The 22434-nt window shown below is 70.1% G+C and carries 23 protein-coding genes and 1 pseudogene; 14 read left to right on the top strand and 10 right to left on the bottom strand.

Annotation, left to right across the window (positions count from 1 at the left end; translation table 11 throughout):
• The first annotated feature begins 17 nt into the window (after window positions 1–17).
• Together OOK40_RS10845 and OOK40_RS10840 are read left to right on the top strand one after the other, a co-directional pair.
• The gene (locus OOK40_RS10845) at window positions 18–950 is read left to right on the top strand and encodes an ABC transporter ATP-binding protein (protein WP_266479302.1); all 933 of its coding nucleotides are present in this window, start codon (window positions 18–20) and stop codon (window positions 948–950) included.
• On the top strand, window positions 937–1824 hold the full coding sequence (locus OOK40_RS10840; RefSeq protein ID WP_266479299.1) for an ABC transporter permease: 888 nt from the start codon (window positions 937–939) through the stop codon (window positions 1822–1824). Before OOK40_RS10845 ends, OOK40_RS10840 begins: the two co-directional genes overlap by 14 nt.
• A gap of 18 nt (window positions 1825–1842) precedes the next feature.
• On the opposite strand, the gene OOK40_RS10835 is transcribed toward OOK40_RS10840, so the two are convergent.
• A complete protein-coding gene (locus OOK40_RS10835) occupies window positions 1843–2391 on the bottom strand; it encodes a flavodoxin family protein (RefSeq protein WP_266479297.1) in 549 nt (182 codons plus the stop codon).
• A gap of 96 nt (window positions 2392–2487) precedes the next feature.
• A complete protein-coding gene (locus OOK40_RS10830) occupies window positions 2488–3810 on the bottom strand; it encodes a M28 family metallopeptidase (protein WP_266479294.1) in 1323 nt (440 codons plus the stop codon).
• Window positions 3811–4096: 286 nt separating this feature from the next.
• Here OOK40_RS10830 and OOK40_RS10825 point away from each other — a divergent pair, with 286 nt between their 5' ends.
• Entirely contained in the window at window positions 4097–4303 is a 207-nt protein-coding gene (locus OOK40_RS10825) for a hypothetical protein (RefSeq protein ID WP_266479292.1), read from the top strand.
• A 22-nt stretch (window positions 4304–4325) separates the two neighbouring features.
• Here OOK40_RS10825 and OOK40_RS10820 read toward each other — a convergent pair whose 3' ends face one another.
• A complete protein-coding gene (locus tag OOK40_RS10820; protein ID WP_266479290.1) occupies window positions 4326–4775 on the bottom strand; it encodes a VOC family protein in 450 nt (149 codons plus the stop codon).
• Here OOK40_RS10820 and OOK40_RS10815 point away from each other — a divergent pair.
• Window positions 4774–5373: pseudogene (locus OOK40_RS10815) on the top strand (ABATE domain-containing protein); the annotation flags it as partial. The gene OOK40_RS10820 and the pseudogene OOK40_RS10815 overlap by 2 nt on opposite strands.
• Before the next feature lie 24 nt (window positions 5374–5397).
• The gene (locus OOK40_RS10810; RefSeq protein WP_266481579.1) at window positions 5398–5790 is read left to right on the top strand and encodes an SRPBCC domain-containing protein; all 393 of its coding nucleotides are present in this window, start codon (window positions 5398–5400) and stop codon (window positions 5788–5790) included.
• Window positions 5791–5793: 3 nt separating this feature from the next.
• Here the strand turns inward: OOK40_RS10810 and rarD are convergent, their stop codons facing one another.
• Both rarD and OOK40_RS10800 read right to left on the bottom strand, forming a co-directional pair.
• Window positions 5794–6795, bottom strand: coding sequence for an EamA family transporter RarD (gene rarD, locus OOK40_RS10805; RefSeq protein WP_266479286.1), 1002 nt, complete (start codon window positions 6793–6795; stop codon window positions 5794–5796).
• A 103-nt stretch (window positions 6796–6898) separates the two neighbouring features.
• Window positions 6899–7759, bottom strand: a complete 861-nt coding sequence (locus tag OOK40_RS10800; protein WP_266479281.1) for an SDR family oxidoreductase — start codon at window positions 7757–7759, stop codon at window positions 6899–6901.
• A gap of 93 nt (window positions 7760–7852) precedes the next feature.
• On the opposite strand from OOK40_RS10800, the gene OOK40_RS10795 reads away from it, so the two are divergent.
• Window positions 7853–8227 carry a helix-turn-helix domain-containing protein gene (locus OOK40_RS10795; protein ID WP_266479278.1) on the top strand — a complete coding sequence of 125 codons (375 nt, stop codon included), beginning with the start codon at window positions 7853–7855 and terminating at the stop codon, window positions 8225–8227.
• Window positions 8228–8261: 34 nt separating this feature from the next.
• On the opposite strand, the gene OOK40_RS10790 is transcribed toward OOK40_RS10795, so the two are convergent.
• The 5 genes from OOK40_RS10790 to OOK40_RS10770 all read right to left on the bottom strand — a co-directional run bounded on the left by OOK40_RS10790 (window position 8262) and on the right by OOK40_RS10770 (window position 15473).
• Window positions 8262–9311 (bottom strand): 2-oxoacid:ferredoxin oxidoreductase subunit beta, encoded by a 1050-nt coding sequence (locus OOK40_RS10790; RefSeq protein WP_266479276.1) that lies wholly within the window; start codon window positions 9309–9311, stop codon window positions 8262–8264.
• A complete protein-coding gene (locus OOK40_RS10785) occupies window positions 9304–11253 on the bottom strand; it encodes a 2-oxoacid:acceptor oxidoreductase subunit alpha (protein WP_266479274.1) in 1950 nt (649 codons plus the stop codon). The genes OOK40_RS10790 and OOK40_RS10785 overlap by 8 nt, the downstream gene beginning before the upstream one ends.
• Window positions 11254–11502: 249 nt before the next feature.
• The gene (locus OOK40_RS10780; protein ID WP_323136067.1) at window positions 11503–12162 is read right to left on the bottom strand and encodes a response regulator transcription factor; all 660 of its coding nucleotides are present in this window, start codon (window positions 12160–12162) and stop codon (window positions 11503–11505) included.
• A gap of 128 nt (window positions 12163–12290) precedes the next feature.
• A complete protein-coding gene (locus tag OOK40_RS10775) occupies window positions 12291–13604 on the bottom strand; it encodes a sensor histidine kinase (protein WP_266481577.1) in 1314 nt (437 codons plus the stop codon).
• A 693-nt stretch (window positions 13605–14297) separates the two neighbouring features.
• The gene (locus tag OOK40_RS10770; protein ID WP_266479269.1) at window positions 14298–15473 is read right to left on the bottom strand and encodes a sensor histidine kinase; all 1176 of its coding nucleotides are present in this window, start codon (window positions 15471–15473) and stop codon (window positions 14298–14300) included.
• Between the two features lie 200 nt (window positions 15474–15673).
• Here OOK40_RS10770 and OOK40_RS10765 point away from each other — a divergent pair, with 200 nt between their 5' ends.
• From OOK40_RS10765 to OOK40_RS10730, 8 genes are read left to right on the top strand one after another with little or no spacing between them, the layout of a single operon-like run.
• Window positions 15674–16072 carry an NADH-quinone oxidoreductase subunit A gene (locus OOK40_RS10765; RefSeq protein WP_266479267.1) on the top strand — a complete coding sequence of 133 codons (399 nt, stop codon included), beginning with the start codon at window positions 15674–15676 and terminating at the stop codon, window positions 16070–16072.
• A complete protein-coding gene (locus OOK40_RS10760; RefSeq protein ID WP_266479264.1) occupies window positions 16063–16668 on the top strand; it encodes an NADH-quinone oxidoreductase subunit B in 606 nt (201 codons plus the stop codon). The genes OOK40_RS10765 and OOK40_RS10760 overlap by 10 nt, the downstream gene beginning before the upstream one ends.
• The gene (locus OOK40_RS10755; RefSeq protein ID WP_266479262.1) at window positions 16665–17960 is read left to right on the top strand and encodes an NADH-quinone oxidoreductase subunit C; all 1296 of its coding nucleotides are present in this window, start codon (window positions 16665–16667) and stop codon (window positions 17958–17960) included. Before OOK40_RS10760 ends, OOK40_RS10755 begins: the two co-directional genes overlap by 4 nt.
• The gene (locus OOK40_RS10750; protein ID WP_266479259.1) at window positions 17957–18925 is read left to right on the top strand and encodes a complex I subunit 1 family protein; all 969 of its coding nucleotides are present in this window, start codon (window positions 17957–17959) and stop codon (window positions 18923–18925) included. Before OOK40_RS10755 ends, OOK40_RS10750 begins: the two co-directional genes overlap by 4 nt.
• On the top strand, window positions 18925–19485 hold the full coding sequence (locus tag OOK40_RS10745; RefSeq protein ID WP_266479257.1) for an NADH-quinone oxidoreductase subunit I: 561 nt from the start codon (window positions 18925–18927) through the stop codon (window positions 19483–19485). The genes OOK40_RS10750 and OOK40_RS10745 overlap by 1 nt, the downstream gene beginning before the upstream one ends.
• Window positions 19482–20042 (top strand): NADH-quinone oxidoreductase subunit J, encoded by a 561-nt coding sequence (locus OOK40_RS10740; protein ID WP_266479254.1) that lies wholly within the window; start codon window positions 19482–19484, stop codon window positions 20040–20042. The genes OOK40_RS10745 and OOK40_RS10740 overlap by 4 nt, the downstream gene beginning before the upstream one ends.
• The gene (gene nuoK, locus OOK40_RS10735) at window positions 20042–20419 is read left to right on the top strand and encodes an NADH-quinone oxidoreductase subunit NuoK (RefSeq protein ID WP_266479252.1); all 378 of its coding nucleotides are present in this window, start codon (window positions 20042–20044) and stop codon (window positions 20417–20419) included. The genes OOK40_RS10740 and nuoK overlap by 1 nt, the downstream gene beginning before the upstream one ends.
• On the top strand, window positions 20416–22428 hold the full coding sequence (locus OOK40_RS10730; RefSeq protein WP_266479249.1) for an NADH-quinone oxidoreductase subunit L: 2013 nt from the start codon (window positions 20416–20418) through the stop codon (window positions 22426–22428). Before nuoK ends, OOK40_RS10730 begins: the two co-directional genes overlap by 4 nt.
• The last annotated feature ends 6 nt before the right edge of the window (window positions 22429–22434 follow it).

Genomic DNA, 22434 nt, shown 5'->3' with positions numbered 1-22434 from the left:
AGTGAACGGGGACCGGAATGACAGCCGTCATCGAGACGCGCGGGCTCACCAAGCGGTACCGGGGCGGTCAGTTGGCCGTCGACGGACTGGATCTGAGCGTGCCCGACGGCAGCGTCTTCGGGTTCCTCGGCCCCAACGGATCTGGTAAGACCACCACCATCCGGATGCTGATGGGGCTCATCGAGCCGACCGCGGGCAGCGCCACGGTCCTCGGCAAACCCATGCCGCGCGCCGTGCGCACCGTACTGCCGCAGGTGGGCGCGCTGATCGAAGGGCCCGCGCTGTACGGGTTCCTGAACGGCCGGGACAATCTGCTGCGCTACGACTCCGCCGACCCCAGCGCCGATCCGCGCACCCGGCGCCGCCGCGTCGCCGCCGCGCTGGACCGGGTCGGGCTGACCTCGGCCGCGGGCAAGAAGGCCAAGGCGTACTCCCTCGGCATGAAGCAGCGGCTGGGACTCGCGGCCGCGCTGCTGCAGCCGCGGAAACTGCTGGTGCTCGACGAGCCGACCAATGGCCTCGACCCGCAGGGCATGCGTGAGATCCGGTCGCTGGTACGGGAGTTGGCGGCCGATGGGACCACGGTCTTCCTCTCCTCCCATCTCCTCGACGAGATCGAACAGGTCTGTACGCATGCGGCGGTGATGGCCCAGGGGCGGCTGCTCACTCAGGGTCCGGTCGCCGATCTCGCGGCGGGCGCGCTCGGGCGGCTGGTGGTCACCACCCCCGACCCGGCCGATGCCGCGCGCATTCTCAAGGAGCAGGGTGTGACCGATCTGGCCGTCACCGACGAAAGGGTGACCGGAGAACCGCCCGCCAAGGACCTCGCTGATCTCAACGCGGCGCTGGTCCGGGCAGGCGTACGGGTACGGGGCTTCGGGGTCGAGCGGGCATCGCTCGAGGACGCCTTCGTCGCGCTGACCGGGGAGGGCTTCGATGTCGCAGGCTGACACGCTCGCAGTGGCCGCGGGCGAAAGGACGAGCAGCCCACTGTGGACGCTCGGCCTCTTCCGCTCCGAGCTGACCACCACACTGCGGCGCTGGCGCACACTCGCCCTGCTGGGCGTGCTGGCCGCCGTTCCCGTACTGATCGGCATCGCCGTCAAGATCGAGACGAGCGGCGGCGGGCAGGCCGGCGGCGGCAGCGGCCAGGGGCCCGCGTTCATCACGCAGATCACCAACAACGGCCTGTTCCTGGTCTTCGCCGCGCTCGCCGCGACCCTGCCCGTCTTTCTCCCGATGGCGATCGGTGTCGTCGCGGGCGATGCGATCGCGGGCGAGGCGAACGCCGGAACACTGCGCTATCTGCTCGTCGCCCCGGCCGGGCGGACCCGGCTGCTGCTCGCCAAGTACGCCACGGCCTGCGCCTTCTGCCTCGTAGCGACCCTGGTCGTGGCGGCGTCCGCGCTCGCCGTCGGGGCGCTGCTCTTCCCGCTCGGCGAGGTCACGACGATCTCCGGCACCCGGATCTCCTTCGGGGACGGGCTGCTGCGGGCCGGGCTGATCGCCGTCGTCGTCGCGGCGTCGCTGACCGGGATCGCGGCACTGGGCCTGTTCGTCTCGACCCTGACGGGCAGCGGCATCGCGGCGATGGCAACGACCGTCGGATTGCTGATCACGGTGCAGATCCTGGACACGATCCCGCAGTTGAACGGGATCCATCCGTATCTCTTCCCGCACTACTGGCTGTCGTTCGCGGACCTGCTGCGAGAACCGGTGTACTGGGACGAGGTGCTGAAGAACCTCGGTCTGCAGGGGGCCTACGCGGCGGTCTTCGGATCGGCGGCGTGGGCGCGCTTCACGACGAAGGACGTCACGGCCTGAAAGGCGTTGGCGCGTGCGTCATGGCGTGAAGAATTCCTTGGCCCGGGCGGTGGCGTCCGCGTCGTTCTCCACCTGACCCGGCCGGGTGCCGTTGCCGAGCAGGACGCCGCCGAAGCGCATGCCCATGAAGTCGGCGGTGTTGCGCAGGGTGCCGATCAGCGGCTCGGCCTTGTCGGCGGTGCTCGCGTACGAGGTGACGCCCCACAGCGTCCGCCCCGCCATCCGCGCCCTGAAGTCCGCGCCCGGCACCCGCAGCCAGCCCGACCAGTGGTCGAGATAGCGCTTGACCGAGGTCGAGACGCTGTACCAGTACAGCGGGGACGCGATGACGAGGTCGGTCGCCTCCAGGGTGGCGTCCAGCAGGGTCGCGGCGTGCCCGGTGGGTGCGGGGTAGGTGCCGTCGCCCTCATGGCGCAGGTCCTCGAACTCCGCGAGGGGGAGCTCGGACAGCCGCAGCCAGCGCTGCTCGGCCCCGGCCGGAAGCTGTTCGGCGGCCAGGCGGGCCAGCGTCTCGGTGTTGCCGCCGGTGCGGCTGCTGCCCAGCAGGAACAGGAACGTCCGGTCCATGGCTACCCCTCGAATGCGACTGCATGCGTGTGCAGTATATGCACACGCATGCAGCCCATGGGGGGTGGCGGTCGCGGAGACCTCCCGCAAGGTGTCTCAGAAGGTGAGCTTGAAGCTGTTGATGTAGCCGGTGTCGTACGCCGCCTTGTCCTGGACGCGGAGCTTCCAGGTGCCGTTGGCCACCTCGGAGGAGGCATTGACCGTGTACGTCGCCTGGACGTTGTCCGCCGAGTCGGAGGAGCTGAACGGCTTGAGGTTGTAGACCGTTCCGTCCGGGGCGAGCAGATCGACGACGAGGTCGCCGCGCCAGGTGTGGATGATGTCCACGCCGACCTTGAGGGTGCTCGGCGCATTGCCGGTGCGGCCGGTGACGCTGACCGAGGAGGTGACCGCCGCGCCGTTGTCCGGGATGGCCACGTCCGCCGTGGACTCGTACACATCACCCGGCGGGGTGGTCGTCCCGGAGGACAGCGTCCAGATCGCGTGCGCGATCGCATCGCTGTTGCGGTCGAGCGCGGTGTCGTTGATGTTCGCGCTCGTGTCGCACGAGGAGTGGTAGCAGCTGTCGAATGCCTGGCCCGCCGTGCCGCCCCACTTCTGTGCCTGGGCGCTGGACTTCGTACGGCTCGCGCCGGTGAACAGACCGCCGACCGGTATGCCGACGTTCTTGAACGAAGCGTGGTCGGAGCGGCCGTCGCCCTCGGTCTCGATCTCGGTGGGGACGCTCAGACCGGCGAAGTAGTCCTTGAAGGTCTTCTCGATCGCCGGGTCGTCGTCGTAGACGAAGTAGCCGGGGTTCGGTGAGCCGATCATGTCGAAGTTGAGATAGCCGGAGATCTTCGAACGCTCGGTGGCGGGAAGGTTGTTGACGTAGTACTTCGACCCGACCAGGCCCAGCTCCTCCGCGCCCCACCAGGCGAATCGCAGATGCTTTGTGGGCTGGAACTGGGCGCGGGAGACGGCGAGGGCGGTCTCGAGTACGCCTGCGGAGCCCGAGCCGTTGTCGTTGATGCCTGCACCCGAGGAGACCGAGTCCAGGTGCGCGCCCGCCATCACGATCTGGTTGGCGTCACCCCCGGGCCAGTCGGCTATCAGGTTGTAGCCGGTGGCGCCGCTGGAGGTGAACTGCTGGAGGGACGTGGTGAATCCGGCCGCGTCCAGCTTGGCCTTCACGTAGTCGATGGACGCCTTGTAGCCGGTACGCCCGTGGGCACGGTTGCCGCCGTTGGCGGTGGCTATCGACTGGAGCTGGGTGAGATGCGCCTTGACGTTGGCGAGGGGTATGTCGGGGGCGGCGAGCACCGGCGCCGGTGCCGCGGTGGCCGCGGGCGCGGCGGATGCGAGCAGCCCGGCGAGGGCGAGCGCGGCGGCCGCGGCCGTGCGTATGGGCAGGGACCGTCTGGGCAAGGACAGGGGCATGTGTGGGGGCTCCGAATTCCGAACGGGGACAGGACGGAACGTGCGAGACGCCCTGGGATGGCGGGTCCCAGGGCGTTGGAGCTGTTGGTGCGCGGTACGTGCTGAGAGTTCAGCGAGAGTTTGACTCACCGTCAAGGGCGGAAACCGGTCAGTGGTGTTCGCATGCCGGACGATCAGGCGCCGACAGGGTTGATACGGGTCACGGAATGGGCAATGCCGCGGCGCTGTTCAGGTACGGGGCCGCAGGCCGGGAGCGGAAGAAGCCGCCGGGCCGCAAGCTGACGGCATGAACCTGGACCCATTCGTCCTCCTGACCCTCTTCGGTGAGATGTTCCTGCGCGTCGGTGTAGTGGTCGCGTTCATCACCGTGGGTGTGATGGGTCTGCTGGTCGGCTTCGTCGCGCTGGGCACACGTCGTATCCGCCGCCGGTGGACGGACTCCGAGGAGGAGTGCGAGGGGCTGGAGTCGTTCAGCTGGAACGAGGCGGAGTAGCGGGATCCGCCACCGGGCCCGGTTACTCCACGCAGAACTCATTGCCTTCCGGGTCGGCCATTGTCGTCCACACGCCCTCCGGCTGGTCCGCGTGGTAGAGGACCCGCGCCCCCAGGCCCTCCAGCCGTGCCACCTCCGCCACGCGCTGCTCCGCGCCGACGTGCAGGTCGAGATGGAGCCGGTTCTTGGTCGTCTTCGGCTCCGGTACGCGCTGGAAGAGCAGCCGGCGCCCGCGTCCCATCCCCGTGTCCTTGTCGAACGGATCGTCCGGATGCCGGATGGCGACGTAGTCGCGAAAGGCGTCCCGGCCGTGCGACTGGACCGTGGATCCTTCCGGCAACTGCCCGTATCCGCGCAGCCGCTCGATGAGTGCGCTGTTGTCCTCGACCTCGTAGCCGAGGGCTTCGGCCCAGAAGTCCGCCTGGGCGTGCGGGTCGGACGTATCGACGACCAGTTTCCAGTGCAGGGTCATGCTAACCACTTATAGTGGTTACGTGAGCGAGCCTGCAAGAGGACTGAACCTGCATACGCTGGACGGGCGTCACTTTCGTTTCGACCCCGGCGCGCTCTGCCTTGAACTGCTGACGACCGGTGGACCCGGCGACTTCGCGCGGTACGAGGTGCTGCACGAGCCCGCCGACCTGGTGCGCTGGGCCGGCGAGAGCCGGCTGCCGGACGGTCTTGAGCCGGTCGTCGCGCCGGACGAGGTGTGGGCCGTACGGGTACTCCGGGACGCGCTGTGGCGGCTGGCCTCGGCCCGGGTACAGGGCCGCGCCCCGAGCCCCGCCGACCTGGCCGTGGTCAACGAGGCCGCGGCGCAGACCCCGCCCGCGCCCCGGATCACCGACCGCGGCGGCCGCGACTGGGCGCCCGGGGCCACCGGCACCCAGCTGCTGTCCGCCGTGGCGCGCGATGCGGTGGACCTCTTCACCGGTCCGTACGCACACCGCATCCGCGAATGCGGCTCGCACAACTGCCATCTGCTCTTCGTCGACACCTCACGCCCGGGCCGGCGGCGCTGGTGCGCCATGGAACGGTGCGGCAACCGCAACAAGGTCCGGGCGCACCGCGTCCGCCACGAAGGAGGCCGAACCATGCCCACAGGACTCACGCAGGACGCCGGCTGGGAGATCGGCGTGTCCAGGACCCTGCCTCTCCCGGTGGCCGCCGTGTGGGAGTTCATCGCGAGCCCCGAAGGCGTCGCCCTCTGGCTCGGCGAGGGTGTCCGGCTGCCCACCGAGAAGGGGGAGCCGTACGAGACGGGGGACGGGATCGCGGGTGAGGTGCGCAGCTACCGGCCCGGTGACCGGGTCCGGCTCACGTACGGCACGAGCACCCTCCAGGTCGCGGTCTCGGCGTCCGGTGAGGGCAAGGCCGTACTCCGCTTCCATCAGGAGCGTCTCGCGAACGCGGAGGAGCGCGAGCGGCAGCGGGCGCACTGGAAGGCCGTGATGGGCGAGGTCACCGACGCCCTGGGCGTGGCCTGAGGGTCAGGCCGTAGGTTCCGCCTGCGGCTGCGGAGACTGCGGCTCCGGGGACTGCGACGCCGCGACCTGTGCCGCCCGGGACGGGGCCGCCGCGGCGGCCAGCCGCAGCGCCTCCGCCCTCGTACGCCGTGCCGTCCGCAGCGCGTCCCACGTCAGACACGTCAGCGCCAGCCACACCAGCGCGAAGCCCGCCCACCGCTCGGCAGGCATCGCCTCGTGGAAGTACAGGATCCCCAGCAGGAACTGGAAGACCGGCGCCAGATACTGCAGCAGCCCCAGCGTGGAGAGCGGCACGCGGATCGCCGCAGCGCCGAAGCAGACCAGCGGCGCCGCAGTCACGACACCCGTCGCGGCGAGCAGCGCCGCATGGCCCATGCCGTGCGAGCCGAAGGAGGCAGAGCCGTCCGCCCCCAGCCACAGCAGAAAGCCGAGCGCGGGGAGGAACTGGATCGCTGTCTCGGCGGCGAGCGATTCCAGACCGCCGATGTTGACCTTCTTCTTGACCAGGCCGTACGTCGCGAAGGAGAAGGCCAGCGTCAGGGAGATCCACGGCGGCTGCCCGTAGCCGATCGCCAGGACGAGCACCGCCGCGAAGCCGGTGCCGACCGCCGCCCACTGCGCCGGACGCAGCCGCTCCTTGAGCAGCAGGACGCCCATTGCGATGGTGACCAGCGGGTTGATGAAGTAGCCGAGCGAGGCCTCGACGACATGGCCGGAGTTCACGGCCCAGATGTAGATGCCCCAGTTGACGGTGATCACCGACGCGGCGACCGAGATGAGGGCCAGCTTGCGGGGCTGACGTATCAGCTCCCGTATCCAGGCCCACCGCTTCAGCGCCACCAGCGCGATGCCGACGACGGCCAGCGACCAGACCATCCGGTGGGCGAGGATCTCCAGCGCTCCGGCCGGCTTCAGCAGCGGCCAGAAGAGCGGGACCAGGCCCCACATTCCGTAGGCCCCGATCCCGTACAGCAGTCCTGCCCGCTGTTTAGCGTCCGACTTCACTGGCCCCTCCGCCCCACGCGCGCAATATCCCGTCGAAGGTACGCCGCGCAGGGCCGGGCTGTCATGTCCGTATCGCCATACGGTCATGACGGATCATGGATGGCTACGACGCGGCGAGTGCCGCCGCGACCGAGTCGGCGAGCGGAGTGGTGGGGCGCCCGGCCAGCCGCGCCAGGTCGCCCGACGTGCCCGCCAGCAGCCCGCGCCCGACCGCCGCGTCGACGTCGACGAAGATCTCGGCGAGCGGCCCGGGCAGCCCGGCGCCCGTCAGGATCTCCAGGTGCGCCTCGGCGGGGACGTTGTTGTAGGTGATCGTCCGGCCGGTCTGCCGGGAGAGCTCGGCGGCGTACTCCGCGAAGGACCAGGCGACGTCGCCGCTCAGTTCGTACGCCGTGCCCAGGTGGCCCTCGCCGGTCAGCGCGGCCGCCGCGGCCGCCGCGTAGTCGGCGCGGGAGGCGGAGGCGATCCGGCCCTCGCCGGCGCTGGCGACGACGGCGCCGTGCTCCAGGACGGGGGCGAGGTGCTCGGTGTAGTTCTCGGTGTACCAGCCGTTGCGCAGGAAGGTGTACGGCAGTCCGGAGTCGGCGATCGCCTGCTCGGTGACCTGGTGCTCGGCTGCCAGCCGGAAGTCGGCGCCGGGCCCGCCCAGCACGCTCGTGTACGCGAGCTGCGCGACGCCAGCCGCCTTCGCCGCCTCGATCACGGCGGCGTGCTGCGGCACCCGCCGGCCGACCTCGCTGCCGGATATCAGCAGCACGCGGTCACCTGCGCGGAAGGCCCCGGCCAGCGTCCCGGGCTCGCTGTAGTCGGCGATACGCAGCTCGATGCCGCGCGCAGCGAGATCCGCGGCCTTCTCCTTGTTGCGGACGACGGCGGCCAGCTGCTCCGCGGGGACGATGGCGAGCAGCTCCTCGATGACGAGACGGCCAAGGGCTCCGGTGGCTCCGGTGACGACGATGCTCATGGGTGATTTCTCCTTGTTCGGCGCGGTTCCAAAGCTCACCCTAGGGCGTGCACTAACTGTTGGAGAGTACCCACTTTGAAGTAAGGTACTGGCATGGCCGTAAGGAGAGACCCCGACGTCAATCAGGCGATGTGCCCCTCGCGTCTGATCCTTGAGCACGTCACCAGCCGCTGGGGCGTGCTCGTTCTCGCCGCACTGCTGGAGCGCTCGTACCGCTTCAGCGAGCTGCGCCGCGAGGTCGGCGGCGTCAGCGAGAAGATGCTTGCCCAGACCCTCCAGACGCTGGAGCGCGACGGCTTTGTGCACCGCGACGCCAAGCCGGTGATCCCGCCGCGCGTCGACTATTCGCTGACCGGGCTCGGCAAGGAGGCCGCCGAGCAGGTGTGGGGCCTGGCCCGCTGGACGGAGAAGCGGACGGACGAGGTCCTTGCCGCGCGTACCGCGTACGACGAAGCCCGGACCTCCTGAGGGGAGGTCCGGGCCTCGGTGGCTCAGCCGTACGTCAGCCGACGACCGTCCAGGTGTCGTTGCCGGCGAGAAGGGCGGCGAGGTCGCCCTTGCCGTTCTGCTCGATGGCGGTGTCGAGCTGGTCGGACATCTGGGTGTCGTAGACGGGCCGCTCGACGCTGCGCAGCACGCCGATCGGCGTCTGGTGCAGGGTGTCGGGATCGGCGAGGCGGGACAGCGCGAAGGCGGTGGTGGGGCTGGGGTTGTGCGCGTCGTGGACGAGGATCTGCGACTCGTTGTCGGCGGTGATGTGGACGGCCTTCAGGTCGCCGGTGGCCGGGTCGCGGATGACGCCCTTGTCGTTGTCGGTGCCGAAGCGGATGGGCTGTCCGTGTTGGAGGCGGATGACGGCCTCTTCGGCCTGCTGCTTGTCCTTGAGGGCCTCGAAGGCGCCGTCGTTGAAGATGTTGCAGTTCTGGTAGATCTCCACCAGCGCCGTGCCCTGGTGGTCGGCGGCCTGGCGCAGTACCTCGGTGAGGTGTTTACGGTCGGAGTCGATGGTGCGGGCGACGAAGGAGGCCTCGGCGCCGATCGCCAGCGACACCGGGTTGAAGGGGGCGTCCAGAGAGCCCATCGGCGTCGACTTGGTGATCTTGCCGACCTCGGAGGTCGGGGAGTACTGGCCCTTGGTGAGGCCGTAGATCCGGTTGTTGAACAGCAGGATCTTCAGGTTCACGTTGCGGCGCAGGGCATGGATGAGGTGGTTGCCGCCGATGGACAGCGCGTCGCCGTCGCCGGTGACCACCCACACCGACAGGTCCCGCCGCGAGGAGGCCAGGCCGGTGGCGATGGCGGGGGCGCGGCCGTGGATGGAGTGCATCCCGTAGGTGTTCATGTAGTACGGGAAGCGGGAGGAGCAGCCGATCCCGGAGACGAAGACGATGTTCTCCTTCGCCAGGCCGAGCTCGGGCATGAAGCCCTGAACGGCGGCGAGGATCGCGTAGTCACCGCAGCCCGGGCACCATCGCACCTCCTGGTCGGACTTGAAGTCCTTCATGGACTGCTTGGCCTCGGCCTTGGGCACCAGTGAGAGCGCCTCAGTCATTGATGGCCTCCTTGAGAGCCGTGGCCAGCTGCTCGGCCTTGAACGGCATGCCGTTGACCTGGTTGTAGCTGTGCGCGTCGACCAGATATCTCGCCCGGATCAGGGTGGCGAGCTGGCCGAGGTTCATCTCCGGTACCACTACCTTCTCGTAACGCCCCAGAACCTCTCCAAGATTCCTCGGGAAGGGGTTGAGGTGGCGCAGATGCGCCTGGGCGATGGGCAGCCCGGCGGCGCGCAGGCGGCGGACGGCGGCGGTGATGGGGCCGTAGGTGGAGCCCCAGCCGAGCACCAGGGTGCGGGCCGAGTCCGGGTCGTCCACGGTCAGGTCCGGGACCTCGATGCCGTCGATCTTGGCCTGGCGGATACGGACCATGAAGTCGTGGTTGGCCGGGTCGTAGGAGATGTTGCCGGTGCCGTCCTGCTTCTCGATCCCGCCGACCCGGTGCTCCAGCCCCGGCGTGCCGGGCACCGCCCACGGCCGCGCCAGCGTCTTGGGGTCGCGCTTGTAGGGCCAGAAGACTTCGCTGCCGTCGGGCAGGGTGTGGTTGGGGCCGGTGGCGAACTGAACTCGCAGATCGGGCAGCTCGTCCACGTCGGGGATCCGCCACGGCTCGGAGCCGTTGGCCAGATAGCCGTCCGACAGCAGCATCACCGGAGTCCGGTAGGTGATGGCGATCCGGGCGGCCTCCAGAGCGGCGTCGAAACAGTCCGCAGGCGTCCGCGGCGCCACGATCGGCACCGGCGCCTCACCGTTGCGGCCGAACATCGCCTGCAGCAGATCGGCCTGCTCGGTCTTGGTCGGCAGCCCGGTCGAGGGCCCGCCGCGCTGAATGTCCACCACCAGCAGCGGCAGCTCCAGCGAGACCGCAAGCCCGATCGTCTCGGACTTCAGTGCCACACCCGGCCCGGAGGTGGTGGTCACCCCCAGCGCCCCGCCGAACGCCGCGCCCAGCGCCGCACCGATCCCGGCGATCTCGTCCTCGGCCTGGAAGGTGCGTACCCCGAAATTCTTGTGCTTGGACAGCTCGTGCAGGATGTCGGAGGCCGGCGTGATCGGATACGAGCCCAGATACAGCGGCAGATCGGCCTGCTTGCTCGCGGCGATCAGCCCGTACGACAGGGCCAGGTTCCCGGAAATATTGCGGTACGTGCCGGTCGGGAAGGCCGTGCTGGCCGGGGCGACCTCGTAGGACACGGCGAAGTCCTCGGTCGTCTCGCCGAAGTTCCAGCCCGCCCAGAACGCGGCGATGTTCGCCTCCGCGATGGTCGGCTTCTTGGCGAACTTGGTCCGCAGGAACGTCTCGGTGCCCTCGGTGGGGCGGTGGTACATCCACGACAGCAGCCCCAGCGCGAACATGTTCTTGCTGCGCTCGGCCTCCTTGCGGGACAGCCCGAAGTCCTTGAGCGCCTCAATGGTCATCGTCGTCAGCGGCACGGGGTGGACGTGGTAGGCGTCCAGCGAGCCGTCCTCCAGCGGGGAGGTGTCGTAGCCGACCTTGGCCATCGCCCGCTTGGCGAATTCGTCCGTGTTGACAATGATCTCGCCGCCGCGCGGCACGTCGCCGATGTTGGCCTTCAGGGCGGCCGGGTTCATCGCCACCAGCACGTTCGGCGCGTCGCCGGGGGTCAGGATGTCGTGGTCGGCGAAGTGCAGCTGGAAGCTGGAAACCCCGGGCAGGGTGCCGGCCGGGGCCCGGATCTCGGCGGGGAAGTTCGGCAGCGTCGACAGGTCGTTCCCGAACGACGCTGTCTCCGAGGTGAACCGGTCACCCGTGAGCTGCATCCCGTCACCGGAGTCACCCGCGAAGCGGATGATCACCCGGTCCAGTCGGCGGATCTCCTTGTTGCCGGCGGGCTTGCGCTGTTCCCCGACAAGAGCCTCATTGGACTCGTCATCGGCCTCATCGGCCTGCTCGGCTGGGCTACTGACCTGGCTGGTCACTGAACTGGACCTCCCTCGAGGCGGCTGCTCGGGCCCGGTCGGCCCACCGGCCGTCCCATTAGCCACCCTACGTCCGTAAGGGTCGCCTTCCCTGGACCGCTCATATGCCGGACATCCTTTTGAGACTTCCCGGCGCCCTGGTTTGCCATATTTCGTTCGCCCCCCGGGTCCTTCCTGTAAGACGCTCCCCATTCATACTTTGGTTCTGGGACTAACGACCCGCTCAATATCTGACAGAGTGTCAGTCAATTACGAGTTCAGGTAGGTCAACACCGCCAGTACACGCCGGTGATCCCCGTCGCTGGGGGACAGCCCGAGCTTCAGAAAGATGTTGCTGACATGCTTCTCCACCGCGCCGTCGCTCACCACCAACTGCTTGGCGATCGCTGAATTCGTACGTCCCTCGGCCATCAGGCCCAGGACCTCACGCTCGCGCGGGGTGAGATTTGCCAGCACATCCTGCTTACGGCTGCGGCCCAGCAGCTGCGCCACGACCTCGGGGTCCAGCGCGGTGCCGCCCCGGGCCACCCGCACCACGGCGTCCACGAACTCACGCACCTCGGCCACCCGGTCCTTGAGCAGATAGCCCACGCCGCGGCTGCTGCCCGCCAGCAGCTCGGTGGCGTACTGCTCCTCGACGTACTGCGAAAGGACCAGCACCCCGATCCCCGGATGCTCCCGGCGCAGCTGCACCGCCGCCCGTACACCCTCATCCGTATGTGTGGGCGGCATCCGCACGTCCGCGACCACGACATCGGGCAGCGACTCCTGCGCCGCGAGATCACCGATCGTCTTGATCAGCGCCTCGGCGTCCCCCACGCCGGCGACCACATCGTGCCCGCGGTCGGTCAGCAGCCGGGTCAGGCCCTCCCGAAGCAGCACTGAGTCCTCGGCGATGACCACCCGCACCCTGTCCTCCACAACCCTGAAGCCCCCATGTCGATCTGTGTCCCACCCGTGCACCTACAAGCATCCCAGTATGGGACCCGACTGTGCCCTGGCCGGGAGAATCGACGGATCGGGAGATTGGGGGCAGATCAGCCACGCCAGGGAAGCTCGGCGGTCACCGTCGTCGGACCGCCGGCCGGGGAGTCCAGAGCCAGGATCCCGTCCACCGCGTCCAGCCGCTCCGCCAGGCCCGCGAGACCGCTGCCCGCACTGAGGTCGGCGCCGCCCCGGCCGTTGTCGGTGACCTGCAGCATCAGGCGGTCCTGTGAGCGCCAGACGTCGACCGTGGCGCGGCTCGCCTGCGCGTGCTTGCTGACGTTCTGCAGCAGCTCGGAGACGGTGAAATAGGCGATCCCCTCGATGGCGGGGGCGGGCCTGGCGGGCAGGTCCACCTCGACCGTCACCGGGACCGTGCAGCGCGAGGCGACGGCGGAGAGGGCGGCGTCCAGCCCGCGGTCGGTCAGTACTGCGGGATGGATGCCGCGAGCCAGATCGCGCAGCTCCTGCAGCGCCACCTTCACCTCGCCGTGCGCCTCGTCCACCATGCGCGCGGCCGCGTCCGGATCCTCGGCCAGCTTCTCCTTGGCGAGCCCCAGATCCATGGCCAGGGCGACGAGGCGGGCCTGGGCGCCGTCGTGCAGATCGCGCTCGATACGCCGCAGATCGGCGGCCGCCCTGTCGACGACCACGCCGCGGTCCGACTCCAGCTCGACGACGCGGGTGGCCAGCGTGGAGGGCCCGAGCAGCCCGGTGACCATCACCCGGTCGAAGGAGACGAGAGCGCGGATCACCCAAGGACTCACGAGGACCAGTACCAGGCCGACGGCGGCCGTGGAGCCGATCTCGAAGGGGGTGTCGATATAGAGCTGGTTGCCGTCGCTGTCGCCGTAGAGAGAGATGCCCGGCTGGTCGAGGTAGCGCGGGAAGGTCCAGTGCCACAGCGGATACGTGAGCAGGGCCCAGGCGTTCACCCAGAAGGTGACCGAGACGACGAAGGCGAAGATTGCCCATGGGAAGTGCAGCAGCGCGTAGAGCAGATGCCGCCAGGACGCCCCGCTCTTGAGGACGGCGCCGACCCAGGACATCAGCCCGCCCTTCCGGGCCCGTATCGGATCCGGATTCCCGACCTCGAGCCCTAGCAGCGCCCGCGCCCGCGCCCGCTCCATCGCGCCGAGCCCCCGGCACCCGGCCAGCCCGGCGGCCAGGACCGGAATCCCGAGGAAGGTGATGAGCAGGCCCGCGCCGAGCGAGACGCCGGTGACGGCAAAGGTGAAGAAGACGATGCTGATCGGCAGACTCAGCAACAGATAGCCGAACTCCCGCCAGGTCCGCCCTTCGAGCGGCGCGCGCAGAGCGGCGGGAAGGAAGTGCTCCCGGCGCTCGGATCCGTATTCGGTGGCCATCGGGGTCGTCCGTTCTGCGATGCGGGCTGTCATGGGTCAAGCGTGGGCCCCGGGGGAGCGGGGGCGCCATGAGGAGGGGCACCGTGTTGGGAGGGGGGTTTTCCCTACCGTGGGGGTTTCCGGGGGCGGTGGTCCACGGGCGGGTCGGGTCGCTGCGCGAAGCCTGCCGCAAGCTCGGGTCGGGGCGCCGGCCCCTGCGTTGGGCGGTGGTCCACGGCGGGTCGGGCCCGTGGCGCGAAGCGGCGCACGCTCGGTCGGTGCGCCGGCCCCTGCGTTCATTCTCCGCGGCGGAGCTGCCGGGGTGGGGTCTGCGTCTCCGCGGCGGAGCCGCTGGAGCCCGGGGGCGTGGGTGCGTGGGGGCGTCAGCCCCCACGTACCTCTCCCACCCGCCCCCGCCGGGGCGGCGCGGGCTGGCCCACGTAGCGGCTGGACCCGCGCCCGACCCGCGCCCGACCAGCGTCGGGCACGCTCGCGGCTCCCGCGGGCGTGGGGTGCGGGCGTCGGCCCTGCGGCCATGTCGCACGTGAACAGGTGCGGAGCGCGCCTACGGGGTCAACCCCGTGTGGTGTCCCGCTCCGCGGCGAAGCCGTCGGAGCAGCAGGGGTACGGGGGCGCCAGCGCCCGCCACGCCCCACGGGTCTGGGGCGAAGCCCCAGTTTCGGGAAGGGGCGGGGTGGGGGAACAACCCCCGCCTCACCCCTCCGCCCGCCTCCTCCACGGCAGCTCCGCCGTCACCACCGTCGGCCCCCCCACCGGTGAGTCCAGCACGAACAGCCCGTCCACCGCCCCCAGCCTCTCCGCCAGGCCGGACATGCCCGTGCCCCCGTCCAGCCGCGCGCCCCCGCGCCCGTCGTCGGTGACCTGGATCAGCAGCCGGTCGTTCGCCCGCCACACATCCACGGCGACGCTCTTCGCCTGCGCGTGCTTGCTGACGTTCTGCAGGAGCTCGGAGACGGTGAAGTAGGCGATGCCCTCGATCGCCGCGGCGGGCCTCTCCGTCAGGTCGACGGTCACCTTGACCGGCGCCGTGCAGCGCGAGGCGACCGACGAGAGCGCCGCGTCGAGCCCGCGGTCTGTCAGTACGGCGGGATGGATCCCGCGCGCCAGATCGCGCAGCTCCTGCAGCGCGAGCTTCACCTCGCCGTGCGCCTCGTCCACCATCGCCGCCGCAGTGTCGGGGTCCTCCAGCAGCTTCTCCTTGGCGAGACCGAGCCCCATCGCGAGGGCGACGAGGCGGGCCTGGGCACCGTCGTGCAGATCGCGCTCGATGCGCCGCAGATCCGCGGCGGCCGTGTCGACGACGACCCCCCGGTCCGACTCCAGTTCCGCGATGCGTCGCTCCAGTTCGTCGGAGGGCGCGAGCAGTCCACGGACCATCGCCCGGTCCGCGTTGGCCAGACCGCGCGCGATGAAAGGGAGTACGGGCCAGAGCACGAACAGGCTCACCAGCGTCACGCTGAAGGTCAGTACCCCCCACGGCAGCCGTATGAAGGAGTACAGCACCGACCGCCAGGCCACCGGATCCTTGAGGCTTGCCCACAGCCAGGGGAAGAGCCCGTCCCGGTGGTGCGGGCCGTGCAAGGGGCTCGGCTCGTCGATCCGTACGCCGAGCAGTGCCCGTGCCCGGCCCCGTTCCGACCGGCCGAGCAGGCGCGCACCCGCGAGCCCGAAGGCGAGGAGCGGCAGACCGATCACGGTCACCGACAGCCCCGCACCGGTGGAGATCATGACCGCCACGTACACAAAGCCGATCAGCGCGGCGGGCAGATTGGAGAGGAGATGGGCGATCTCCTTCCAGGTGTGGCGGTCGAAGGCGAAGCGCGCGGCCGGCGGCCGGTCGTCGTCGGGTGCGGTGATGCTCGCGGTCATGGCGCCCAGCCTGCCGGGCCGGGTCGCCGCACGCCATGGGGTTCATGGGTGGGATGTAGTAGGGATAACCCCACCTGATGTGCCACTCGACTGCTTACGGTCCCTTTAGCAGGGCCTAGACTCCCGTTCGTAGAGATAGATCGTCGAACAGATCGAACAGATCGCCAACGAGGTTCGAGGTTCAGGGAGCGAGGGCAGACGTGCCGGAACCGACCGTGGCCGTGCTCGCGGCGGACTATTTCGAGAGCTATTCGGTCGTCGGACTGCTCGCGTTGATCGGCGTGCTGTTCGTGGCCGTGGCCTTCGGGGCAGGCCGGCTGCTGCGGCCCGTGGTGCCCACGCGGGAAAAGATGCTGACGTACGAGTGCGGCGTCGACCCCGTCGGCGAGGGCTGGGCGCACACCCAGGTCCGCTACTACGTGTACGCCTTTCTGTACGTGATCTTCGCCGTCGACTCGATCTTCCTCTTCCCTTGGGCCACGGTCTTCGCCGCGGCGGGATACGGCGCGACGACGCTTGTGGAGATGTTCATCTTCCTCGGCTTCCTGGCCGTGGGACTGCTCTACGCATGGAAGAAGGGCGTCCTGGCATGGACGTGACCCGGCCCGAGGCCCAGCCCGTGCTCCTGCCGGAGCCGCAACGCCTGGGCGTGCTGTCACGCCTGGCCCCGGAGCCCATGAAGGTTGTCCTCAACTGGGGTCGCCGCTACAGCCTCTGGGTCTTCAACTTCGGGCTCGCCTGCTGCGCGATCGAGTTCATCGCGGCCTCGATGGCGCGCCACGACTTCATCCGGCTCGGCGTGATCCCCTTTGCGCCCGGCCCGCGCCAGGCCGACCTGATGGTCGTCTCGGGCACGGTGACGGACAAGATGGCCCCGGCGGTCAAGCGTCTGTACGAGCAGATGCCCGAGCCCAAGTACGTGATCTCCTTCGGCGCCTGCTCCAACTGCGGCGGCCCGTACTGGGACTCGTACTCCGTGACCAAGGGCGTCGACCAGATCATCCCCGTCGATGTGTATGTGCCCGGCTGCCCGCCCCGGCCCGAGGCGCTGCTCCAGGGCATTCTGAAGCTGCAGGAGAAGATCGCGCGCGAATCGCTCGGCGAGCGGTACGGAAACGGTGGCGCGCGGGCGTCGGCCGATCAGCTGCAAAGCGGTCTGGTCACCCCGCCGCCGGCGCCGGGAGGTGACCGGTGAGCGCCTACGACCGACTCCCCGACGCCGTTACGGAGATCTTCGGCGAGGAAGCCACCGCCGAGCGGGCCTACGACCTGCTCACGGTCGATGTCCCCGCCGGCTCCTGGATCGCCGCGCTGGAGATCGCCCGCGACGGGCTGGGCTGCACGTATTTCGACTGGCTGAGCGCGGTCGACGAACCGGGCACGGGCTTCCGGGTCTGCGCCCATGTCGTCGCGCTGGGCGGCGGAACGGTCCGCCGCCTGCTGATCCGTACCACCGTTCCGCACGCCGCTGCCTCCCTCCCGTCGGCTGTCGAGGTCTACGCGGGCGCCGCCTGGCACGAGCGTGAGACCTACGAGATGTTCGGCGTGACCTTCACCGATCACCCGCACCTCGTCCCGCTGCTTCTCCCAGAAGGCTTCGAGGGGCACCCGCTGCGCAAGGACTTCGTGCTGGCGGCCCGCGTCGCGAAGGCCTGGCCGGGCGCGAAGGAGCCGGGGGAGTCGGAACACGGCGGCCCCAAGCGTCGCCAGATGCTCCCGCCGGGCGTCCCGGACCCGAACGAATGGGGCCCGCTCAAGGGCCAGCACCCCCCGGCCCCGGCCCGCCCAGCGAGGGCAGCCCGCACGGCGGGCGCGCCCGCCGCACCCGGCGAACGCCCGCCCCGCCGCACCCGCAGCGTCGCCGAGGGCGCGGCCTCGCAGGAGGCCGCGCCGGCGGAACGCCCGCCGCGCCGCACCCGCAGCGTCTCGGAGGGCTCGGCGTCGCAGGCCGCGGCTGTGCCCGAGGTGACGGCCGGTGCGGAAAACCCCGAGGCTCCGGCCGCCCGTCCCCGCCGCGCACGCACCGCCTCTGAGGGCTCGGCCTCCCAGCAGCCCGCCGCCGCAGCCCGCCCCGGCACCCCGGACGCCCCCTGGCACCACGCCCGCCCGGCCTTCGACGAGTCGGCCACGGCTGAGCCCGCGTCGACGGAGGGCCGCCCGACGCCCGCGCCCGAGCCGAAGCAGCCCGCCCCGGCCCCGGCGGCCGGTACCGAAGCGCCCCCGGCACCCGAGCCGGAGCCGCAGCCGGACCAGGCTGTCCCGGCGCCCGAGCCGGAGCAGCCTGTCCCGGCGACCGGGAACGAGGCGCCGTCGGCGCCAACGGCACCCGCGCCGCCAACCGCTGAAAAGCCGGCGACCCCCGCGCCGCAGGCAGCCCCTGCCGCCGAAGAGCAGGCCCCGTCCGAACCCACCCCCGACGAACCCGAGCGGCCCGAGGCCGACGAGGCCCCGACCGACTCGGCCGAACGCCCCGGAGGAGGAACGTGAACGACGCTCTCGACGTCGCCCTCCGGCTGGTCGTCATCCTCGCCGTGTTCCTTGTCCTGCCCCTCGTCATCGGGCAGACCGAGCACAAGGTGATGGCCCATATGCAGGGCCGCCTCGGCCCCATGTACGCGGGCGGCTTCCACGGCTGGGCCCAACTCGTCGCGGACGGCGTGAAGTTCGCGCAGAAGGAGGACGTGGTCCCGGCCGGTGCCGATCGCCGCATCTTCCAGCTCGCGCCCGCCGTCGCCCTTCTCCCGTACCTGCTCGTACTGGTCGCGATTCCGATCGGCCCGAGCGAGGGCGCGGTCGGTCAGGTCGTCGACGCGGGCATCTTCTTCGTGCTCGCCGTGATGGGCGTCGGGGTGCTCGGCTCGCTCATGGCGGGCTGGGCTTCGGCCAATAAGTTCTCCCTCCTGGGTGGACTGCGCACCGCCGCGCAGCTGCTCGCGTACGAACTGCCGATGCTGCTGACCGCCGCCTCCGTCGCCATGGCGGCCGGCACGGTCTCGCTGCCGGGCATCCTGAACGCCTTCGAGTGGTGGTGGCTGCCCTGGCAGATCGTGGGCGCCCTCGTCTTCTTCACCGCGGGCCTCGCCGAACTCCAGCGCCCGCCCTTCGACATGCCGATCGCCGACTCCGAGATCATCTTCGGCGCGTACACCGAGTACACCGGCCTGCGTTTCGCGCTGTTCCTCCTGGCCGAGTACGCGGGGATCGTCGTCCTGTGCGCTCTGACCACCGTCCTTTTCCTGGGCGGCTGGCACGGCCCGTTCGGGGCGGACGGTCTCGGCTGGGTCTGGACCCTGCTCAAGACGGCCGTACTCGCCTTTGTCGTCATCTGGCTGCGCGTGAGCTATCCGCGGATGCGCGAGGACCAGCTGCAGAAACTCGCCTGGACCACGCTCATCCCGCTCGCCCTCGCCCAGATCGCCCTCACCGGCATCGTGAAGGTGGTGATGCAGTAATGCCTCCGATCCCCGGATCCGGCCTCGCGAAGGGCCTCGCCGTCACCCTGCGGACGATGACGAAGAAGACCGTCACGCAGCAGTACCCGGACGCCCAGCCCGAACTCCCGCCCCGCAGCCGTGGCGTGATCGGCCTGTTCGAGGAGAACTGCACGGTCTGCATGCTCTGCGCCCGCGAGTGCCCCGACTGGTGCATCTACATCGACTCCCACAAGGAGACGATTCCGGCTGCCGCCCCCGGCGGCCGCGAGCGCAGCCGCAACGTCCTCGACCGCTTCGCCATCGACTTCTCGCTCTGTATGTACTGCGGTATCTGCATCGAGGTCTGTCCTTTCGACGCGCTGTTCTGGTCACCGGAGTTCGAGTACGCGGAGACGGACATCCGCGAACTCACCCATGAGCGGGACAAGCTCCGCGAGTGGATGTGGACGGTGCCCGCGCCGCCCGCGCTCGACCCGGGCGCCGAGGAGCCGAAGGAGATCGCCGCGGCCCGCAAGGCAGTCGAAAAGCTCGCGGCCGCCCAGGCCGAACCGCCCGCAGACGAGGGAGGCCCCGCATGATGCTCGCCGCAGCCCAAACGCACGGCTTCCTCTCCCCGACCGGCGTCGAGATCGCTTTTCTCCTCGTCGGCATCGCCACCCTCGGCGCCGCCGCCATCACGGTCACGACCAAGCAGCTGGTGCACGCCGCCCTCTGGCTGGTCGTGGCCCTCGGCGGCCTCGCCGTCGAATATCTGCTGCTGACGGCCGAGTTCATCGCCTGGGTGCAGGTCCTGATCTACGTCGGTTCCGTGGTCGTCCTCCTTCTCTTCGGGCTGATGCTCACCAAGGCCCCCATCGGCCGCTCCCCGGACGCCGACTCCCGCAACGGCTGGGTCGCCCTCGCGGTCGCACTCGCCGCCGCGGGCGCCCTGGTCTGGGTGGTCGTGGACGCGTTCCGTACGACCTGGATCGACCTGGACGGACCCTCCCAGGGCTCTACCCAGGTATCCGGCGAGATCCTCTTCCGGCACTGGGTGCTGCCGTTCGAGGCGCTCTCCGTACTGCTGCTCGCCGCCCTCGTCGGGGCGATCGTCCTGTCCCGCAAGGACGTCAAGGCTCCCGAGGGGAAGAGCTGATGCACCTCGCCTATCCCGCTGTGCTCGCCGTCCTCCTTTTCTCGGTCGGGCTGTACGGAGTGCTCGCGCGCCGCAACGCGATCCTGGTCCTGATGTCCGTCGAGCTGATGCTCAACGCGGTCAACCTCAACCTCGTCGCCTTCGACGTCTGGATGCGCGACACCCTGCACGCCGGCCAGGCGCTCACCCTTTTCACCATCGCCATCGCCGCCGCGGAGATCGGCATTGGCCTGGCGATCGTCCTGATGGTCTACCGCAACCGCGGAACCTCGGACGTCGACAAGCTTCGCGACACCGCCGAGCGCCCCCACGGCGAGCCCGACGACCCTGACGCCGACGCAGCCGCCCGGGCGCAGAAGGCCGAGGCCACCGCGTGACCACCACGACCCTCGCCGTCCTCGTCCCCCTCCTTCCGTTCCTGGGCGCCGCGGCCGGACTGCTCCTCGGCCGCACCGCCCCCGGTTTCGTACGGCCCCTTGCCGTCCTGCCGACCCTCGCCGCGGCAGCCATCGCCGTCCTGATCGCCGTCCGCCAGGGCGGGAACAAGCCAATCGAGGCCTCGACCCAGCTCACCCCGACCGGGTCGGTCCCCATCGACCTCGCCCTGTACCTCGACGGCTTCGCGGTCCTCGTCGCCGTCCTGGTCGGTGTCGTCGCGTCGTGCGTGCAGATCTACTCGACGGGCTATCTGCGCGACGACCCGCGCTACCCCTCGTACGCTGCTCTCGTCTCCCTCTTCACCTCCGCAATGCTGCTCGTCGTCTACTCCGGCGACCTGATGGTGCTCATGGTCGGCTGGGAGATCATGGGCATCTGTTCGTACTTCCTCGTCGGCCACTACTGGGAGACGCCCGAGGCGCGGGCCGCCTCCCTCAAGGCCTTCCTGGTCACCAAGCTCGGCGATGTCCCTTTCCTCTTCGGTCTGTTCGCGCTCGCCACTGACGCCGGAACCTTCCAGATCACCGGAATCCTCGGCTCCGTCGCGGCCGGCGGAATCGATCACCCGACGCTGATCGCCCTTCTGCTCCTGGCGGGTGTGGCGGGCAAGTCGGCGCAGTTCCCGCTGCACACCTGGCTCCCCGACGCGATGGCGGGCCCCACACCCGTCTCCGCGCTGATCCACGCCGCGACGATGGTCGCCGCCGGTGTCTACTTCGTGGCGCGGCTCCTTCCTGTCTTCACCGCTTCCGCGGCAGCACTCATCGTTCTCGCCGTGATGGCCGCCGTCACCATGGTCGGCTCGGGCCTGGCCGCCCTCGCCCAGGACGACATCAAGCGGGTCCTCGCCTACTCGACCATCGGCCAACTCGGCTATATGACGGGCGCGCTGGCCGTCGGTAACCGTGGCGCCGCCGTCTTCCACCTCCTTGCGCACGGCGCGTTCAAGGCGCTTCTCTTCCTTGGCGCGGGCGTGATCATCCATGCCGCGGGCACCAACTCGCTGGCCGCCATGTCCCGGATGAGCGGTCTCGCCAAGCGCATCCCCGACGCGTACTGGACGATGACCGTCGCCCTGCTCGCGCTCGCCGCCATCCCTCCCTTCGCGGGCTTCTTCTCCAAGGAAGCCATCCTCGTCGCCGCCGAGCACGCGGCGCTCGGCGAATCCGACATCGCCCCCGGCGCCGCCGGCTGGACGGTGCTGGTCTCCGGCTTGATCGCCGCCCTTCTCACCGCCGCGTACGCGATGCGCCTGTGGTTGCTCGCCTTCCGCGGGCGCGGAGCCGAAGCCCCGGATCACGGCCGCGAGCCCGTCGCCATGAACGCGGTGCTCTGGGTGCTCGCCGTCCCCTCTCTCGGAATCGGCATGACCATCGGTTATCTCGACGACTGGTTCGACGGCCAGAGCCTCGCCCCGACCGTCACCACCGCCGTCCTCGGCACGGGTGTCGCGCTCGTCGGTGGACTGATCACCTACGGCACCTGGCGCGCCCTGCAGTTCCGCGCGGGAGCGGCCCTCGCCCGGGCGCCCCTGGGCGCCGTCGCCGCCCACCCGGAGGCGGCACCGTCGGTCACCGAGGCCGAGGCCATCGCGACCCACACCCCCGCGTACGGCGACATCGCGGCAGCCCCCGACCAGTCGGACCCGGGCCGACTTCTGCTCGGCCCGCTCCACCGCCACGCCGCCGCCGGTTTCCACGTCGACGCGGTCTACTCCGCACTGTTCGTACGCCCCGTCCGGGCCGCAGCCCAGCTGGTCAGCTTCCTGGACCGCGAGGTCGTCGAGACGTACGTACGCGGATCGGGCACGGGAGCCCGCTGGCTCGGCGCGGCCGTCCGCCGCGCCCAGACCGGCAATGTGCAGACCTACCTGAGCGCGCTGCTGGCAGGCTCCGTCGTCCTGGCGATCGCCGCCGTCGTCCTTTCCAACGTCAACGCGGGATCGTGAGCCGTG

Origin of the sequence: Streptomyces sp. NBC_01481, assembly GCF_026339995.1 — a bacterium.
In the GTDB taxonomy this organism is placed as follows: domain Bacteria; phylum Actinomycetota; class Actinomycetes; order Streptomycetales; family Streptomycetaceae; genus Streptomyces.
The sequence above is the reverse complement of the archived record's forward strand: the minus strand, read 5'-3'. Positions and strand labels throughout refer to the sequence as shown.

Coding starts and splice junctions, on each gene's coding strand:
- OOK40_RS10840 (WP_266479299.1), top strand. CDS start 937: ATGTCGCAGGCTGACACGCTCGCAGTGGCCGCGGGCGAAAGGACGAGC.
- OOK40_RS10820 (WP_266479290.1), bottom strand. CDS start 4,775: ATGACCCTGCACTGGAAACTGGTCGTCGATACGTCCGACCCGCACGCC.
- OOK40_RS10845 (WP_266479302.1), top strand. CDS start 18: ATGACAGCCGTCATCGAGACGCGCGGGCTCACCAAGCGGTACCGGGGC.
- OOK40_RS10790 (WP_266479276.1), bottom strand. CDS start 9,311: ATGACTGAGGCGCTCTCACTGGTGCCCAAGGCCGAGGCCAAGCAGTCC.
- OOK40_RS10825 (WP_266479292.1), top strand. CDS start 4,097: ATGAACCTGGACCCATTCGTCCTCCTGACCCTCTTCGGTGAGATGTTC.
- OOK40_RS10830 (WP_266479294.1), bottom strand. CDS start 3,810: ATGCCCCTGTCCTTGCCCAGACGGTCCCTGCCCATACGCACGGCCGCG.
- OOK40_RS10800 (WP_266479281.1), bottom strand. CDS start 7,759: ATGAGCATCGTCGTCACCGGAGCCACCGGAGCCCTTGGCCGTCTCGTC.
- OOK40_RS10810 (WP_266481579.1), top strand. CDS start 5,398: ATGCCCACAGGACTCACGCAGGACGCCGGCTGGGAGATCGGCGTGTCC.
- OOK40_RS10770 (WP_266479269.1), bottom strand. CDS start 15,473: ATGACCGCGAGCATCACCGCACCCGACGACGACCGGCCGCCGGCCGCG.
- OOK40_RS10795 (WP_266479278.1), top strand. CDS start 7,853: ATGGCCGTAAGGAGAGACCCCGACGTCAATCAGGCGATGTGCCCCTCG.
- OOK40_RS10775 (WP_266481577.1), bottom strand. CDS start 13,604: ATGGCCACCGAATACGGATCCGAGCGCCGGGAGCACTTCCTTCCCGCC.
- OOK40_RS10760 (WP_266479264.1), top strand. CDS start 16,063: ATGGACGTGACCCGGCCCGAGGCCCAGCCCGTGCTCCTGCCGGAGCCG.
- OOK40_RS10740 (WP_266479254.1), top strand. CDS start 19,482: ATGATGCTCGCCGCAGCCCAAACGCACGGCTTCCTCTCCCCGACCGGC.
- OOK40_RS10835 (WP_266479297.1), bottom strand. CDS start 2,391: ATGGACCGGACGTTCCTGTTCCTGCTGGGCAGCAGCCGCACCGGCGGC.
- nuoK (WP_266479252.1), top strand. CDS start 20,042: ATGCACCTCGCCTATCCCGCTGTGCTCGCCGTCCTCCTTTTCTCGGTC.
- OOK40_RS10745 (WP_266479257.1), top strand. CDS start 18,925: ATGCCTCCGATCCCCGGATCCGGCCTCGCGAAGGGCCTCGCCGTCACC.